Annotated in this window: 15 protein-coding genes; 5 read left to right on the top strand and 10 right to left on the bottom strand. The window is 62.8% G+C overall.

From position 1 onward, the window contains the following. The first annotated feature begins 245 nt into the window (after positions 1-245). Positions 246-1,424: an NAD-binding protein gene (locus V5735_RS13540; RefSeq protein ID WP_423743999.1), complete on the top strand. Its 1,179-nt coding sequence runs from the start codon at positions 246-248 to the stop codon at positions 1,422-1,424. 15 nt (positions 1,425-1,439) lie between these two features. On the opposite strand, the gene V5735_RS13535 is transcribed toward V5735_RS13540, so the two are convergent. From V5735_RS13535 to V5735_RS13510, 6 genes are all read right to left on the bottom strand, one after another. Beyond that, a complete protein-coding gene (locus V5735_RS13535; RefSeq protein ID WP_423743998.1) occupies positions 1,440-2,921 on the bottom strand; it encodes an HPP family protein in 1,482 nt (493 codons plus the stop codon). Positions 2,922-2,995: 74 nt separating this feature from the next. Beyond that, a complete protein-coding gene (locus V5735_RS13530) occupies positions 2,996-4,864 on the bottom strand; it encodes a chloride channel protein (RefSeq protein WP_423743997.1) in 1,869 nt (622 codons plus the stop codon). Between the two features lie 165 nt (positions 4,865-5,029). Continuing rightward, complete coding sequence (locus V5735_RS13525; protein WP_423743996.1) at positions 5,030-6,922, bottom strand: chloride channel protein; 1,893 nt, start codon at positions 6,920-6,922, stop codon at positions 5,030-5,032. Between the two features lie 76 nt (positions 6,923-6,998). Further along, complete coding sequence (locus tag V5735_RS13520; RefSeq protein WP_423743995.1) at positions 6,999-7,730, bottom strand: nucleoside phosphorylase; 732 nt, start codon at positions 7,728-7,730, stop codon at positions 6,999-7,001. Between the two features lie 743 nt (positions 7,731-8,473). After that, positions 8,474-8,938: a DUF5812 family protein gene (locus V5735_RS13515; protein WP_423743994.1), complete on the bottom strand. Its 465-nt coding sequence runs from the start codon at positions 8,936-8,938 to the stop codon at positions 8,474-8,476. A gap of 47 nt (positions 8,939-8,985) precedes the next feature. Further along, the gene (locus tag V5735_RS13510; RefSeq protein ID WP_423743993.1) at positions 8,986-9,504 is read right to left on the bottom strand and encodes a hypothetical protein; all 519 of its coding nucleotides are present in this window, start codon (positions 9,502-9,504) and stop codon (positions 8,986-8,988) included. Positions 9,505-9,627: 123 nt separating this feature from the next. Here V5735_RS13510 and V5735_RS13505 point away from each other — a divergent pair, with 123 nt between their 5' ends. Together V5735_RS13505 and V5735_RS13500 are read left to right on the top strand one after the other, a co-directional pair. After that, complete coding sequence (locus V5735_RS13505) at positions 9,628-10,230, top strand: NUDIX hydrolase (RefSeq protein WP_423743992.1); 603 nt, start codon at positions 9,628-9,630, stop codon at positions 10,228-10,230. Between the two features lie 142 nt (positions 10,231-10,372). After that, positions 10,373-10,828 (top strand): GNAT family N-acetyltransferase, encoded by a 456-nt coding sequence (locus V5735_RS13500; protein WP_423743991.1) that lies wholly within the window; start codon positions 10,373-10,375, stop codon positions 10,826-10,828. A gap of 117 nt (positions 10,829-10,945) precedes the next feature. On the opposite strand, the gene pdxS is transcribed toward V5735_RS13500, so the two are convergent. Next, positions 10,946-11,854: a pyridoxal 5'-phosphate synthase lyase subunit PdxS gene (gene pdxS / locus V5735_RS13495; RefSeq protein ID WP_423743990.1), complete on the bottom strand. Its 909-nt coding sequence runs from the start codon at positions 11,852-11,854 to the stop codon at positions 10,946-10,948. Between the two features lie 107 nt (positions 11,855-11,961). Here pdxS and V5735_RS13490 point away from each other — a divergent pair, with 107 nt between their 5' ends. After that, positions 11,962-12,690: a DUF1405 domain-containing protein gene (locus V5735_RS13490; protein WP_423743989.1), complete on the top strand. Its 729-nt coding sequence runs from the start codon at positions 11,962-11,964 to the stop codon at positions 12,688-12,690. Between the two features lie 161 nt (positions 12,691-12,851). Beyond that, positions 12,852-13,160, top strand: coding sequence for a hypothetical protein (locus tag V5735_RS13485; protein ID WP_007976799.1), 309 nt, complete (start codon positions 12,852-12,854; stop codon positions 13,158-13,160). 33 nt (positions 13,161-13,193) lie between these two features. Here the strand turns inward: V5735_RS13485 and V5735_RS13480 are convergent, their stop codons facing one another. From V5735_RS13480 to V5735_RS13470, 3 genes are all read right to left on the bottom strand, one after another. Continuing rightward, a complete protein-coding gene (locus tag V5735_RS13480) occupies positions 13,194-14,087 on the bottom strand; it encodes a DUF6293 family protein (protein WP_423743988.1) in 894 nt (297 codons plus the stop codon). A gap of 886 nt (positions 14,088-14,973) precedes the next feature. Next, positions 14,974-16,440, bottom strand: coding sequence for a sodium:solute symporter family protein (locus V5735_RS13475; RefSeq protein ID WP_423743987.1), 1,467 nt, complete (start codon positions 16,438-16,440; stop codon positions 14,974-14,976). Beyond that, on the bottom strand, positions 16,437-16,649 hold the full coding sequence (locus tag V5735_RS13470; protein ID WP_423743986.1) for a DUF3311 domain-containing protein: 213 nt from the start codon (positions 16,647-16,649) through the stop codon (positions 16,437-16,439). The genes V5735_RS13475 and V5735_RS13470 overlap by 4 nt, the downstream gene beginning before the upstream one ends. Positions 16,650-16,717: the final 68 nt, after the last annotated feature.

Below are 16,717 nucleotides of genomic sequence, written 5' to 3'. Positions count from 1 at the left end.
GGGACGAATATCTCTATCCTCATCACTATCGCTAGCGCAACCGCGGTCGCAATCCGTATCAGCGCCGTCCCTGTCACCATCGGGGTGGATTGGTCCCGGTATCCGACATAAAGATTCGGACGGTCGAATCGCCGAAGTTTGTCATTCGGCGACACGAATCGTGTCCGTTCCGGCCACGACTCGAGTGGGAAACGTGACCGTTCGGCCACCCGATTTATCGCGGCGGCCGTCGCACGAACGGTCGTATGGCGAGGGGGGTCCGGCGGTTCACGTCGGCGCGCGTCGTGGTATGGCTGGTGATCGGGGTCGCGCTGCTCTCGATAGCGACGGGTCTCGTGAGCACCGCGACGGGTCCGACCGGCGGCGGCCTGTTCGGGGGACTGATTCCGCGCGCCGTCCGTCAGGCCACTTCGTACACCGGCACCATCGTAGGGTTTCTGCTCCTCGTCGCGGCTGTTGGCCTTCGTCGCGGCCTTCGCTCGGCGTGGTACGCGAGCGCGATTTTGCTGCCGGTCACCGCGATTCACGGCCTCCTCCAGTCGACGCCGTACTCGCTTCCGCTCGTCGTCTTCTCGCTCCTCACGCTTCCCGCGTTGTTCCTCGTTCGGACGCGGTTTCAGCAACCGGTCGAACTGTCGGCGGCGCAAGTCGCCACCGCCGCCGCCGTCGTCGGCGCACAGCTCTACGGGACGATCGGCGCGTACGCGCTACGTACGAACTTCTCCGACCTGAACTCCTGGTTCGACGCGTTCTATTTCACGCTCATCACCGCCAGTACGGTCGGGTACGGCGACATTCACCCCACGACCACGGTCGCCCGCGCGTTCGGAATGACCGTCATCGTCTTCGGCGCGGGAAGCTTCGCGGCGGCACTGGGCGTCCTCTTCGCACCGATTCTCGAAAACAGCTTCGCCAGCGCGCTCGGAAAATCGACGAACACGAACATCAACCTCATGGAAGACCACTTGCTCGTCCTCGGTTACGGCCACCTGCTCACGGAATCGATACTCGACGAACTCGACGGGGGAACCGAATACGTCGTCGTCGCGGAAGACGCGGACCTCGTAGAGGAACTCCGGGAGGCGAAGAAAACCGTCATCCACGGAGACCCGAGCGACGAGGACGTACTTCGGCGCGTCGGCATCGACCGCGCCAAATCGGTGCTCGTCGCCACCGAGGACGACGCCGCGGACTCGCTCGCCGTCCTGACCGCTCGACAGTTGAACTCGGACATTCGAATCGTGGCGTCCGCCACCGAGCGGGAGAACGTGCGAAAGCTCCGTCGGGCGGGTGCGGACATCGTGGTCAGTCCGGCGCTCATCGGTCGCATGCTGGTTCAGGCGGCCCTCGGCGGCGAACACGTCGAGGAGTTAGCGGCGCAGTTGGCGGGCGACCCATCGAACCGAACGCTGGACGATTTCTGAGCCGTTTCGCGCGATTCAGCCGCGGTGGACGACCGCCACGTCGCATTCGACCTCGTGCAGTCGCTCGAACGTCGGTGGCGAGATGAACCGCGACGCGGCGCTTCGGTTGGTGCTCGCCCCGATGAAGATGAGGTCGTAGTGGTCGTCGTTCGCCGTCAGGAACTGCTCGATGTGGTCCCGCGAAATTCGCGTCTCGAACGACCCCTCGAACGCCTCTACGAGGTCGGCGAGGGTCGATTCCGCTCTCCGCCGCTCCGATTCACGGTCGATGCAGGTACAAACGCTCACCGTCCCCGTTCGACCGACGAGACGTTGGGCGAAGTCGATCATCGCGTGGGCAGTATCACCGGCCCGTCGGACGGGAATGAGGATACGTTTCCACTCGTGCTTCCGAGCGTCCGCCGAGTCGGTGTCCGGGGCGGGTCGATAGACGATGGCGTCGATTCGCCCGCGGAACAGTTTGCGAACGAACGGCGAGAGGCTACCGTGTTTCTCCTCGTAGGGCGTGACGATGAGGTCGCAGTTCGTCTCGCGGGCCGTCCGCAGTATCGTCCGCGACTGGTTCTTTCCGTCCCCGGCGATGACGACTTCGCAGGGGACGCCCACCCGCGTTCGAATCCGTTGGGCCTGTCGTTCGAGGCGGGCGGCCGCTTCGTCCGCGGCTTGCGTTTCTGCCACCCCATCGGCGTCGAGTTCTGCGTTCTCTCGCGCGACGAGCGTCGGCTCGGTCCCGTCCCCGCCGTCCCCCTTCGCCTTCTCGATGGCGGTATCGTCCACGATGTCCACCAGAACGACTTTTCCGGCGTCGTGGGCGGACGCCAGTTTCGCGCCGAACATGGCCGCTCCCTCGGCGTACTGTCCCCGCATCGGCACGAGAACGTGGTCGTCACCCTTCGTGGATTGGTAGAGATAGCGCGACCGTTTCTGATAGAATTCCCGCCGCCACGCACCGAAGACCGAGATGACGATGATGCTCGAAACGATGACGCTCGCCACGTAGTACGGGTCGTGAACGCCGACGACGACGGCGAGCAGCGACGTGGAGAACGCCGCCGGGAGTTCGAGCGAGAGCGCCCACGTCGCCGCGATGGTCAGGAAGACGGCGAGCGCCGCGGTGACGGGGTGGGCCTGCAATGGCTGTATCTCCGGGACGTTGAGGAACGTCTCCGAGAAGAGAACGGAAAACCAGCCGCAGACCGCGCCCGTTCCGAGGCCGCCGACGAAGTTCCGGGGCGAGGCGTATCGTCCGTCCGGGTCGCTGAAGAGGGTGTAGGTTCCCGATGCGAGCGGCGGATAGAGCAGGAACGAGAGCTCTTCGATGCGGTCGGAGAGCGCCGTAATTCCGGCGATGAGCAGAGGAAGGGCTATCAACGCCGTCAGATGACGGAGGTTCGCACTCGTCTCCAACCAACGACGAAACTCCTTGGTTTCGCGGCGTCTGACGCGTCGAGCGCGCGCTAACGACCGCTCGTACATCGTCCGCAACCAGTTGCGCATCAACGAAGGGTTTTCCAGCGTGAACTATATGCGTTCCTGCCGCATCGGACCGGTTCGGTCGGTCCGATCGATTCTCAGTCCTGCTTGTCGGCGCTGACGTTGGGGAGCTTCGATTCCGCGACCACCGGAATATCGACTTCGGTCCCGCGGGCCAACTCGGGAACGTTGTCGTAGGCGTCGAGGATGTCGCTCCGGGTGACGATTCCGACGGGGTGGTTTTCCTCGTCCACGATGGGGATGCGGCCGACGTCCAACTTCTCCATGATATCGACCACGGAGAGCAGGTTCGCGGACGGCGGGACGGTCAGCACCTCGGTCGTTCCGATCTTCTCCACCGGGGCGAGTTCCTCGTCCGGCAGGTTGATCTCCTCGCGGCCCTCGATGGTGTGGATGATGGAGTTGGTGAGTTCGGATTCGAGGTCCGTCAGGGTCATGATACCGACGAGACTGCCGCTCTCGTCGACGATCGGAAGCCCGTGATGTTTCGTCTGCTGGAACATCATGAGGGCGTCCTCGCAACCGGAACCGGTGGTGAGCGTGTCCACGTTCGTCGTCATCACGTCTTTCGCGGTCAGGTCCTCCAGACTGCCGATGCGACGTTCCTGCACCGTGATGCCCTTGTCACGGAGCTTCTCGGTGTAGATAGTCCCGCGGTTGAGCAGGCGTTGGGTGACGACGCTGCCGATGACCGTGACGACGAGCAGCGGGAGGATGATGGTGTACTGGCCGGTCAACTCGAAGATGATGAGCGTCGCCGTCAGCGGCGCGCGGGCGGTCGCCGCGAACACGCCGCCCATGCCGACGAGCGCGTAGGCACCGGGTCCGGCGGTACCGGGGAAGAGCATGCTGGCGAGGATGCCGAATCCGCCGCCGATCATCGCGCCGATGTAGAGTCCGGGCGAGAACACCCCGCCGGAACTGCCACTCCCGACCGAGAACGAGAAGGCGAGCAGTTTCAGAATCGCCAGCGCGAGGATGATTTTGAGCGTCAGGTCGCCCGCGATGGCCGAGTGGATGGTCGCGTATCCGACGCCGAACAGCCAGTCGGCGGTCGTCAGCGCCGACTCGTGGAGCATGACGGTGCTGATGAGAACGGTGGCACCGAGGAGCAGGCCACCGATGGCCGGTTTCACGTACTCGGGCAGGTCGAGGCGCTCGAAGACGTGCTCGGTGCCGTACAGCATCTTGACGACGGCGGCACCGGATAGGCCAATGACGAAGCCGAGGGCGATGTAGAGCGGGAACTCCACGATGGGCGTGACCATCTGATAATCGACAGGAACTAGAAACGCCCGAACGCCGGGATTCGGCGTGAATTCGAGAATGGTCCGCGCGACGGCGGTGGACATCACGGACGCCAACACGACGACGATGACGTTCTGAAGGTAGTACTCGGCGAGCAGGATTTCCAACGAGAACATGACGCCAGCCAACGGCGCGTTGAACGTCCCGGCGATGCCCGCCGCCGCACCCGCCGCCACCAGCGTCCGGGTGTACTTCTGGTCCATGAAGCGACCGAAGAAGGACCCCGCCGCGCTTCCAATCTGGATGATGGGGCCTTCACGACCCAGCGACCCACCACTGCCGATAGCGAGCGAGGAGGCGACCGTCTTGTACACCGAAATCTTCGGGTCTATCTTCCCGCCGCGAACGAGCATCGATTCCATGACTTTCGGGACGCCGTGGCCCTTCACCTCCGGCGTCGTCAACACGACGATGACGCCGACGAGAAGGCCGCCGATGGCGGGGAGCAAAAGGTACCGCGCGTCGCCGAGGAACGACAGCGCGCCGAACACGTTCGGAAAGTCTATCAGTTCGAACTCGACGTTTCCCGGGTTGAGTGTCGTTCCGAAAAAGACCTCCTGTGCCGCCCAAATCGTCAACCGAAAAACGACCGCCCCGAGTCCCGCAATGATTCCGATGACGATCGCGATAAGGTTCATCTGTATTTCTTCGTCACCGAGTGATAACCCTCGAGAGCTATCACCGGTAGTTGATTGTGACCCCGATAGGATAGGTAACGAACTCAATAACCCCATTTATGTGCCTATACTGAGCGAGGGGGGATTTCCCTTTCGATATGCAGACGACCGAAAAAGTGGACGTTCTTAAACGAAAGACGGCATTCGGTCGTACGCATCCAACACGTCGCTTCGGGTGACGATTCCGACCACCCCGCCGTCTTCGACTACCGGTAACCGTCCGATATCAAACGATTCCATCTTGTCCACGACCGACAGCAAGTTCTCACCCGGGGTCACGGTACGGACGTCCGTCGTGCACACGTCGCCGACGGTCTGTTCCGCCTCGGGGCGCTCGGTTTCGCCCTCGACGCGACCGGCCATGAACGGTTCGAAGTCGGTGAGCGTGACGATTCCGGCGAGGTCGCCCTCGGAATCGACGACCGGAAAGCCGCCGTGGTCGCTGGTTCGAATCGTCGGAATCGCGTCCTCGACCGACAGTTCCGCGGGGAGCGTATCGACGGTCGTCGTCATCACATCGCTCGCGGTCAGGTCTTCCAGACTGCCGATACGGCGCTCTTGCACCGTGATTCCGCGCTCCCGGAGTTTTTCGATGTAGATGGTGCTCCCTCGGAGGAGGCGGTTCGAGAGTTCGTTGCCGAGGACGCAGACGAGCAAGAGCGGGAGGATGATGGTGTACTGGCCGGTCAACTCGAAGATGATGAGCGTCGCCGTCAGCGGCGCGCGGGCGGACGTTGCGAAGATGCCGCCCATGCCGACGAGCGCGTAGGCACCGGGTCCGGCGGTGCCGGGTACGAATGCGTGGACTGCGGCCCCGTACGCGCCGCCGAGCATCGCGCCGATGTACAGCGACGGCGAGAACACCCCGCCGGAACTGCCGCTCCCGACCGACAGCGAGAACCCGACGGCCTTCATCAGCGCGAGCACCAACAGCAGGACGAATCCGTAATCGCCGAGGATGCTGTGGCGAATCGTGCCGTACCCAACGCCGAACAGCCACGTCGCGCCGCGGAGCGGGGAGACGCCGAACGCGACCGCCGTGACGAGGGCTGAAAGCCCGAGGAGCGCCCCGCCGAGCGCGGGTTTCGTCACGGGCGGAAGGTCGAGACCCTCGAAGACGTGTTCGGTACGGTAGAGGAGTTTCACGACGCCCGCGCCGACGAGCGCGACGAGCAGGCCGAGCAGGACGTACAGCGGATATTCGACCACCGGCGAGACGAGACGGTACTGGATGGGAACGAGAAATTCGCGGACGCCGGGATTCGGCGTGAAATCGAGCAACGACCGCGCGACGGCCGTCGCCATCACCGCGCTCAAGACGATGGCGATGACGTTCTGGAGGTAGTACTCGGCGAGCAGGATTTCCAACGAGAACATGACGCCAGCCAACGGCGCGTTGAACGTCCCGGCGATGCCCGCCGCCGCACCCGCCGCCACCAGCGTCCGGGTGTAGGCGCTCCGGTCCACGTACCGCCCGAAGAAGGACCCCGCCGCGCTTCCGATTTGGACGATGGGACCCTCGCGACCCAGCGACCCGCCGCTGCCGATAGCGAGCGAGGAGGCGACCGTCTTGTACACCGAAATCTTCGGGTCGATTTCGCCGCTCCGAACGAGGATGGATTCGAGGACCTTCGGCACGCCGTGGCCCTTCACCTCCGGCGTCGTCAGTTTGATGATGACGCCCACAATGAGGCCGCCGACGGCGGGAAGGAGGAGGAGCCTGACCGGACCGAGCACCGACAGTATCGAAAAGGCGTTCGGAACCGGGACGAGCGCGAACTCGACGCTCCCCGGATTGAGCGCTGGGCCGTAGAATACCTCTTGAACGACCCAGATGGCGAATCGGAAGAACACCGCACCGAGTCCGGCGATGATCCCGATTGCGAGCGCCAACACCACCATTCGAAGGTCGCTGTCCGCCGGAAGCGACCGGAGGGACGGCGGGGAGAGGGGCGAACGAACCTCCCCTAACATGGACTCGTCGCTCGCCGCCTCCTCGCTCCCGTCCCCTCCACCCATAGAGAGCACCACGACGGGGAGCCGCTACACTCTTGTGGTCGGTTTTACGAAAATCGCCGCCCGTGTCAGCTCTCGGTTACGCCAACGAGACGATGGCATCGAGCGTGATGCGAATCGCGCGCTCGACGTTGTTCTTCGCCTTCTCGGGCAGTTCGTCGTCCTCGGTGTCGGTGCCCTTCTGGGTCCCCTTCACGAGGTTGCCGTCCACGGTGCAGATGGCCCCCGAGCGCATGCCCTTGCGCCGCGCGACGGAGAAGACGGCGGCCGCCTCCATCTCGACGGAGAGGATGTTCGCCTCTTCCCACGACCGGACGTACTCGTCGGTTTCCGCGTAGAACGCGTCGTCGGACGCTATCGGGCCGACGTGAACGTCCTCGTCGTTCGATTCCGCGGAATCGACCAGCGCCGAGAGGACGTGGTAGTCCGGCACCGCCGGGTAGGTGTCCTTCTCGTAGCGACGGGTCGTCCCCTCGTCTTTCGCCGCGCCCGTGGCGACGACCATGTCGCCGATTTCGATGTCCTCCTGGAGTGCGCCGGTCGTCCCGACGCGGATGACGGTTTCGACGCCGACGGCGTGCATCTCCTCGATGGCGATGGTCGCCGACGGACAGCCGATTCCGGTCGAACAGATGGTCAGCGGCGTCCCCTCGTACTCCGCGTTGACGACCTTGTACTCGCGGTTCTCGGAGACGACCTCCGAAGAGTCACACTGCGCCGCGATTCGGTCCACGCGCCCCGGGTCGCCGGGAATCAGCGCGATGTCGTTCAGGTCGCCCTCGTCAACGAGTAGGTGCGGTTGCATTGCCATGGACGAGGGGTTTTGGGGTGAGGTAGAAAAGAGTAGCTGTAACGCGTCAGGATGTCGTGTTCCTCGCGGATGAGTTCGCCGATACCGTGTTTCATCACTGCTTTTCCGAGCGAGGTGGCGACGTAGTACGAATAAGGGTGTCCGCGCTTCGTTTCTTGCGTTTTAAATATAGACCACATTATAATATACAATATATCATAGTTATAAAGTGTGGATTAATAGGCATATGGTAAATTGATTGATAAGGATCATATGCATGGGTGCAATACCGCTAGTATGTCTGCCCTATACAAACGGTGAAAAGTCCTCTATGGAGCATGCACAGTCTTTTTTGCAGGTTGTCTCGGTAAAGATAGTGGAGACAAAAGCATTTGCACCTACTCGACGAAACGTGCGTTCAAGACGGATGCGATTACAGCGCTCAAGTATCAGGGAGATTCTGTCAAACGAGATACCGACGATGGAACGGTAACGGTGTTTCAAATTACAACCACTCTGGAAATCGAACCGAAGTCTGTAGGGAAGATTACGGTCTACTCGGAAAATGGTTCCAAAATCTCCACATCAAAGGTGACAGAGAAGCAAACAGACGTTACTTGGGACGTGGGAAATCGACGTCCTACTGGAGAAACGTACGAAATGGTCGCCTACCAGAATGGCAAGAGAGTCGATAGTAGTACGATTCGCGCCAAATGTGGCACTGAGTAAGTAGCACTTATTAAAGACATTGACCGCAAACAATACTATGGCAAGTACCGAACGCTCACCGTTCCGTCCTCGGACCTGACTTCGACGCGGTTCACGCCGAGTCGAGCCGCACGCGAGAGCGTTCCCTCGTCGTCCAGCACGTCGGCCACGGCGTCTTCGGTTTCCTCCGGCGGAACAGATAGAACGTGAATCTCGCCGATTCCGGCGCGTTCGGTGCGTTCCAAGTCGCCAACCTCCTGTTCGTCGGCGATGTCTCGCTCGTGACCCGTCGGCGATTCGTCGCTCTCGTGGACCGTGAGGGACCGTCGTTCGTCGATTTCGACGGCGGTCCACGTCACTTCCATCGGGGGTTCGGGTTCGACCGTGGCCTCGATGGCGTCGTCCGCTTCGACGCCGGGGTTGCTCGAAAGCGTGTGTACCTGTCCGTCGTGAACGTCCTTGAGCACCGCCGAGTCGTCTTCGGCGTGGGTGACGAGGAACGTGCTCGTCTTCTCGGTCATGGCAGGTGGTACGTCGCGGTTCCTTTTCCGGGTTGCGCTCCCGTCCGCTACTTGAGGAACCGATGGAGGGCGTAGATGAACAGCGCCGAGACGATGGGCGGGACGAGGCCGGACAGTTGCGGGAGCGAGTAGAGAAAGCTCCCGAGGGCACCGGCGTTCGCCGACTGGTACTGCGCCGGAACGGAGATGATGACCCCGACGTACAACGAGAGCAGGAAGAGGACGCCCGAGAGCGCGAGAATCGTGTCGTAGCGGGCGTCTTCGCCTTCGTCGCGTCGGTGCCGACGCGCCACGAACAGGACGGGCGCGAACAGCGGTCCGAGGACGAAGAGCGCGATGACGCCGAGGAAGGCGTTCGAGGTCGTCTCCAGCGCGGAGTGACCGAGCGTGAGGTAGAACCAGCGAACCAGTGCGAGGACGAACGTGAACCCGAGGATAACCCCGAGAACGAAGCTGAGAAGGACGTACAGCCGGAAAACGAGCGAGTCGGAGACGCGGAAACTGTAGCGGAACGCGCCAAGCAACCCGGAGTAGTCGTCCTCACCGGCGGAAGCGGCGTCGGTCATCACCCGACACTCGGATTCGCGCGAAGGTAAATGGCGCGACTTCGGGTCGAGAGGACGAACGGTACGACTTCGTGTCGAACGATTTCCGAAGAACGTTTGAAACGGATGGTTCTCTATAGCGGTATGAGCACTGACAACGCCGCCAACTCGTCGGGCGGATCCGCCACCGAGAGCGCCGAAACCGACGAGCGACACAAGAACGCTCGCCAGAACGTCGTCGCCGTGGACGGCGACGACAACGAACTCGAAATCGTGAACCGCCTCGACGCCCACATGGGCGACGGCATCCGCCATCGAGCGTTCACCGCGCTCATCTTCGACGAGGACGACAACATCCTGCTCGCACAGCGCTCGCCGACGAAGCGCCTCTGGGACACCTACTGGGACGGCACCGTCGCGTCCCACCCCGAACCCGGCCAGTCCCAAGAGGAGGCCACGCGGCAGCGTCTCGAAGAGGAACTGGGTATCTCGCCGAACCAGTACGACGACCTCCGCGTGACGGACAAGTTCGAGTACAAGCGCTACTATCCGCAGGAGGGCGTCGAACACGAGGTCTGTTCCGTCCTCAAACTCACCCTGACGGATAAATCGCTCGACCCCGTCGAGGAGGAAGTCGGCGGCGTGATGTGGGTTCCCTACGAGCGCCTGCACGAGAACCCGCGCTGGTACCGCCAACTTCGTCTCTGCCCGTGGTTCGAAATCGCCATGCGCCGCGACTTCGAATAACCGCGTTCGATTCGCGTTCCGTTTTTACAGTCGTTTTCCGACGCCGTCAGCGGTCCTGACGATGAAACCGTCGAGCCCCCGTGCTAACGGTTGCCAATGTATCAAAAGAGAATTATTTCGGCGCGAAAAACCGACGGGACGAATGAGACGCGTCCGAGACCTCACACCCGACGACGCCCGCGAACTGACCGACCTGTACGAGGAGTACGAGTGGTGGGAGGACCGGAGCGTGGAGGGGGTTCGGAGCGCGCTCTCGGAAACGGAAGTCACCGTGGGTATCGAGTGCGCGCCGCCGGAGACCCGTGACGGTACTCTCGTCGCTGCAGCACGTATCCTGACCGACTACACGTACTACGCGAACGTCTTCGACGTAATCGTCGCCGCCGACCGCCGCGGCGAAGGGTTCGGTAAGATACTCATGGAAGCCGTCGTGAACCACCCCGACCTACAGAGCGTCGTCGGCCTCTCGCTGCTCTGTCGCCGTGGACTGGTGCCCTACTACGAGTCGGTCGGCTTCGAGCCGTTCGACCCCGAGATGGAAGTTCCCGAGGGCGGCGTCGAGACGCTGGTTCGAATGACGTACAGACAGGGCGACTGATAGACACGAGCCGACTGACGGACACGAATTCGACTGATGGACACGAACCGGCTGACGCGGTTGGCACTCCGTCTCGAATCGAAAGCGCGCTAACGCGCGGCGAAAAGGGAGTCTCGCTCAGTTTCCGCGGCCCTGCATCTTCTCTTCTTCGGGTAGGTCCACGTTGGCCTCGCCCCTCATGCCCGAGCCGATGTCCTTGCTGATCTCGGCGAGGCGCTCCGGGTCGTCCCAGTTGTTCGTCGCCTCGACAATGGCGTTACCCATCAGTACGGGGTCCTCTGCACCGAAGATACCCGAGCCGACGAAGATGCCGTCGCAGCCGTGGTGCATCATCAGCGCCGCGTCGGCGGGCGTCGCGATTCCGCCCGCCGCGAAGTTGACGACGGGGAGACGGCCCGCTTCGGCGGTTTCGTGGACGAGTTCCGCGGGGGCTTCGAGTTCGCGGGCGAGCATCTCGCGCTCCTCGTGGGTCTTGCCCTGCAGTTCCCGAATCGCGCCCTTGATGGTGCGCTGGTGGTGGACGGCTTGGTTCACGTCGCCCGTACCGGCCTCGCCCTTGGTTCGAATCATCGCCGCGCCCTCGTTGATGCGGCGAAGCGCCTCGCCGAGGTTGCGCGCGCCGCAGACGAACGGCGAGGTGAACTCGCGCTTGTCGATGTGGTACTTCTCGTCCGCCGGGGTGAGCACCTCGGACTCGTCTATCATGTCCACGCCGATGGATTCGAGGATTTGGGCCTCGGTCGTGTGACCGATTCGCGACTTACCCATCACCGGGATGGACACCTCGTCGATGATTTCCTCGACGTCGGCGGGGTCGGCCATCCGCGCCACGCCGCCGCGCTTTCGGATGTCCGCCGGGACGGCTTCGAGCGCCATGACGGCGACCGCGCCCGCGTCCTCCGCGATGCGGGCCTGTTCGGGGTTCACGACGTCCATGATGACGCCGCCCTTCTGCATGCGGGCGAAGCCGCGCTTGACCAGTTCCGTGCCGCGCTTCAGTTCCTCGATGTCGGTTGGCTCTGCCATGCATGCCCCTAACGAAGGGGAGGGTTAAGACGTACCGATTGCGGAACGGCTACTCCGGTGACACGCCAATCGAAGCCTCTTTGCCCCGACAATTCCTCGCCGAGGGTATGACGAGCCTCCCGCCGCTCGAGGACCTCCCGTGGTACGTCGCACCGCTTCCCCAATGGCTGGAGGATTTCGGGTTGCGAATGGCGTGGCCCATCGTGATGATCAACCTCGTCGGCACCGCGTTCGGTTTCTGGTACTACGGCTTTCACCCGTACCCGTTTTCCGACCCGCTAATGACGTGGCAGTTCGGCGTCGAACCGGCCGTCATGTGGCCCTTCGTCCCTGACAGCCCGATGGCGACGCTGTTCATCGCGCTGTCGCTCGCCCTGTGGAAACTCGGGCGGAACAACGAGTGGGTGAACATGCTCGCCTTCTTCGGCTGCATCAAACTCGGCCTGTGGACGCCGTTCGTACTGACCACGTTCTTCTCGGGGTTCATCGGCGTCGGCTGGCCGATGTACGCCTTCCTGTTCTGTAGCCACCTCGCCATGGTCGTCGAGGCGTTCCTCATCCACCGCTACAGCGACTTTCCGGTCGGTGCCGTCTTCGTCGCCGTCGTCTGGTACGGCTTCAACGACCTCGTGGACTACTTCGTTCCCATCGTCGGCACGCCCCACCACACCGGCCTTCCGGCCCAACAAATCCTCGTCGCGGGATACAGCCACCCGTCGCCGACCCACGAAATCGCGGCCGCCGGTGCGGTCGTCATCACCCTGCTGGCGACGTTCCTGGCGCTCACGACCCGAGTAGAGAAGTTGGAGGCGGGGACGCTAGGGATGAGACGATAGGTCACGACCAATCTTCGGTGTTCTCGGGACGTTTCGGTGCGATACCGGAGGAATCAGTGCAATACGAGAAGAACCAGTATCATATCCGTGTAGACAGTAGAATTCGATAGCATTCAGTACTATCCAGTATATTTTAGTAGAAACCCGTCGAAATCCGTTTCATGCCCATCGACAGAGACGAGTTTCGACACCTGCCGGACGCCGCGCTCGACATTCGACAAGGAACCAACGCCCACCGCGTGATGTCGTTTCTCGCCGTGAACGACCAGCAGGCGTTCACCCGGTCCGAGGTGCGCGACGGCACGGACATACCGGACGGCAGCGTCGGCCCGGTGTTGAGCCAGTTGGCCGACGACGAACTGGTCGAACACCGCGGACAGTACTGGACGCTCGCGACGGAGCAGTTGGAGGCGGCGGGCGAAGAGGGGTTCCTCGAAGACCTCCGCGAGCAGTGGAAAGAGTACCTGTAGAAGGGAACACCGCCGGTTGACCAGTCCTCCGCCCTACGCGTCCCCGTTCGTGTGCGACCGCACCCACAGCTCCCCGATTCGTGAGAGTCGGGTGCGGTAGGATTTGCCCTCCTCCTCCTGTTCGATGTAGCCCTTTCCGCCCGGTCCGAGGCGGTCAACGTTGTAGATGACTTTCGAGCGGAAGCTATCGGTGTACTCCTCGTTCAGGTCGCGGGCCAATGTCTGGGCGAGTTCGCTCACGCTCTCGAACTGGCCGTGCTCGCCGAGCGTGAACAGGATGAGTTCCTCGAACGGCTTGACGTTCGAGAACGAGGCGACCGGCAGTTCCACGATGTGTCCCGAGCCGACCCGTTTCGCGCCGATGGTCGTCCCGCGCTCGTCGAACTCCGAGAGCAGGTCGCGGGCGCGTTCGAGGTGGGTTTCGATGCGTCCTTCGTCCACCTCGCCGTTCAAGACAGATTCGAGTAGGTCGGTCTCCTCGCGCAACTCCTCGGCGAGTTCCGTCTCCAAATACTTCTCCGGAGCGGTGTAGTAGGTGTGTATCCGCTCGCGGTCCTCCTGCCGTTCGACCATGATGGAGTGGGCCGCGGTGGCGAACGCGAAGCTGACCGTTCGGGGCATGGCGCTGACGTTCACCCACACCTCGCCGCCGCCGTCGAGTTCGGCGTTGATGCGGTCGTAGGCCTGCTCGAACGCGGTGTCGTAGTCGTAGACGTCCTCGATGACCACGCGCTCGGTTTCCGCGCCGAGCAGGTTCTCGAAGTCCTTGCCGAGTTTGCGGGAGAGGTTCCGCGAGTATTCGACGTTGGCCTCGCTGCCCACCGCGCCCTCCAAGAGGATGACACGGTCCACGTCGAGTTGGTCGCGCACGAGCGGCGCGATGAGCCGGTCGTAATCGAACCCGACCGGGACGATGTGCGTTTGCATGGGCGGAAATTCTCACGAAACGGGTTTAAAACCGTCGTCAACGCGTTTGGCGACTGCGAGGGTGATTTTTCGAAATCGTTCCGCGTTCAGGACGACGTGATACCGGTTTTGGTGTGATTGCAACTACTGAATTGACATCCCAGAAAGCCCCCGCCATGCTCGCGGTTATTCAGCGGCATCTCGATTCGGTGCAAACCGCACACCTCATCGAGAGGGGCCGCTGAAGTAACCACGCAGGCACGAGCAGACGGCCCCTTTCAATCCACCCAGACACAGCTACCGCGACGGCCTCACCCTCCCCAGCCGATTGCGCTCCTCACTTCGTTCCGGTGCTCATCCCTCGCGTGATAACTAACAGGCCCTCGGACGTGAAGTCCTCGGGCCTGCTGGCGCACGCGCCGGAATGGAAAGCCCAGTTTCGTGTACCCGACTTGTCGCTGTGGCGCGCGCTGGCGGGACGGCGAGGATAGTCCGTCCGAGCCGTTCTCGGTGAAGCGTGCGAGGGATGAGCACTGAGCGGAGCGAAGCGCGCAATCGGTTGGGGAGGACGTGGCTGATGCGATTGCGGTGACGGTGTTGTGGGAGGACTGAAAGGGGCCGTTTGGTCGCGGTTGCCTGGTCTGCTGTGCGGGCAACTATTCTGGCCGTGCGGTGCGGGGCGGCCAGAATATCCCGCACAGCGACCGCGAGCGGACGGGGGCTTTCGAAACCTGCTTCTCAGTAACTGCGATCACAAGACACCCAAGTGTGATCCGTAGCGAGCGGGGGGCTTTCGAGGACGTAATCACCTCACAACGGGCGTTTGAACCAGAATCAAAACGAGAGCGGCGTGCAGAAACCAGTGAGACTGAATTCGACAAGTCACACCGAAAAAACCAATCCCGTGCTAGTCGGCGTGGAGGTCGAAGTAGAGGTCCCGGTCTTCGGTCGGTGCGGGCGAGGTCACGACGGAACCCGAAACTGTCAGCACCAGACCGAGGAGCATGCCGACGACGGATGCGAGCCACCCGCCGTAGGTGTCCGGCACGAACGGCAGGAACACGCTGAGGAGGTAAAACGCCTGGCTGCCGATGATTCCGGCGAACATCCCCCATTTTGTCACCCGCTTCCAGTAGAGCGCGACGATGACGGGGAGCGCGAGTTGGGCGAACCCGCCGAACGCGGTGCCGCCGATTTCGATGAGCGTGCCGGGCGTGTAGAGACTGGCGACGAACGCCGCGATGGCGAAGACGGCGACGCCGATGCGTCCCAGGGTGTCCTCCCAGCTATCGCTGGCGTTCGGATTGACGAACGGGCGGTAGAGGTCGCGGGTGAAGTACGACGACCCGGAGAGGAGCATCGAGTCCGACGAGGACATCATGGCGGCCATGGCACCCGCGATGACCAGCGCGGCGAACCACGCGGGTGCGTACTCGGAAAGGACGACTGGAAGGACGTTTCCGTCCGCGGCGTCGATGGGCAGCCCCCGTGCCCACGCGCCGAGCATGAACGCGGGGACGAACAGCAGGACGACGAGGATGGGCCACAGCGAGAACGTCCGCTTCAGGACCTTCTTCGAGCGAGCGACGAAAAAGCGCTGGTTGACTTGCGGGAACATCGCCACGCCGAACGCGATGCCGATGGCCTGCGAGAGCATCCATTGGGGCGAGTACGGCCCGCCGCCGAGCGAGAGAAATCCGGGGTTCGATTCGGCCATCCCCGCGGTCGCGGCGCTCAGGCCGCCGAACTCGGAGAGCGCCCAGAGCGTGGCGGCCCAGACCATGACGAGCATGAACGCGCCCTGCAGGGTGTCGGTCCACGCGATGCCGCGCATCCCGGAGAGGACGACGTAGGCGATGATGAACATGGTGACGAGACCCGCGCCCACGGCGTAGGAGATTTCGCCGCCGGTCAGCGCTTCCAGCGCGGTTCCGGCCCCGACCTGCTGGAGCATCACGTAGGGGAACAACCAGAAGAGGCTGATTCCGGCGACGAGGCCGCGAAGGGTGGGCGACCCGAATCTGTCGCCGAGCATCTCGCCGAGCGTGACGTAGCCGTGTTCGCGCCCGAGGAGCCACTGCTTGTAGCCGACGACGTACCACAGCACGGCGAACAGCACGCCGTCCATCAGACCCATGACGAGAATCCACTCCGGGCCGGACCCGTAGGCGACGTTCGGCCCGCCGAAGAACGTGAACGCCGAGAGCAGGGTCGCGAAGGTCGTGAACAGCAGGACGACGGTCCCGAAGGTCCGACTGGCGAGGTAGTAATCCTCCGCGGTTCGGTCGGTCAGCCGATACGCGAGCAGGCCGATCAACAGCGAGAGGACGAGATAGCCGCCGATGATACCCAACTGGAGCGTCGTGTCGCTCATGCTCCCTCCTCGATGCCGATGCCCCACGCGCGGTTCGCAAACACCGTGAAGACGAGCGACACCACGACCATCCAGCCGATGTGCCACCAGAGCCACACCGGCAAGCCGTACGCGACCCGCCCGTCGCCCCAGAGGAACCACGGGATGGTGAGCACGATGAGCACCGTGAACACGACCGTCCAACCGATTCGCCCGAGATTGCTAACCATTATCCGAACGTATGAACGGACGGTGATAAGAGTTGCCAAAAATGTTCGGAGGGGTATTTCGAAGAAAA

The organism is Haladaptatus sp. SPP-AMP-3 (genome assembly GCF_049568665.1).
GTDB lineage: Archaea > Halobacteriota > Halobacteria > Halobacteriales > Haladaptataceae > Haladaptatus > Haladaptatus paucihalophilus.
The sequence above is the reverse complement of the archived record's forward strand: the minus strand, read 5'-3'. Positions and strand labels throughout refer to the sequence as shown.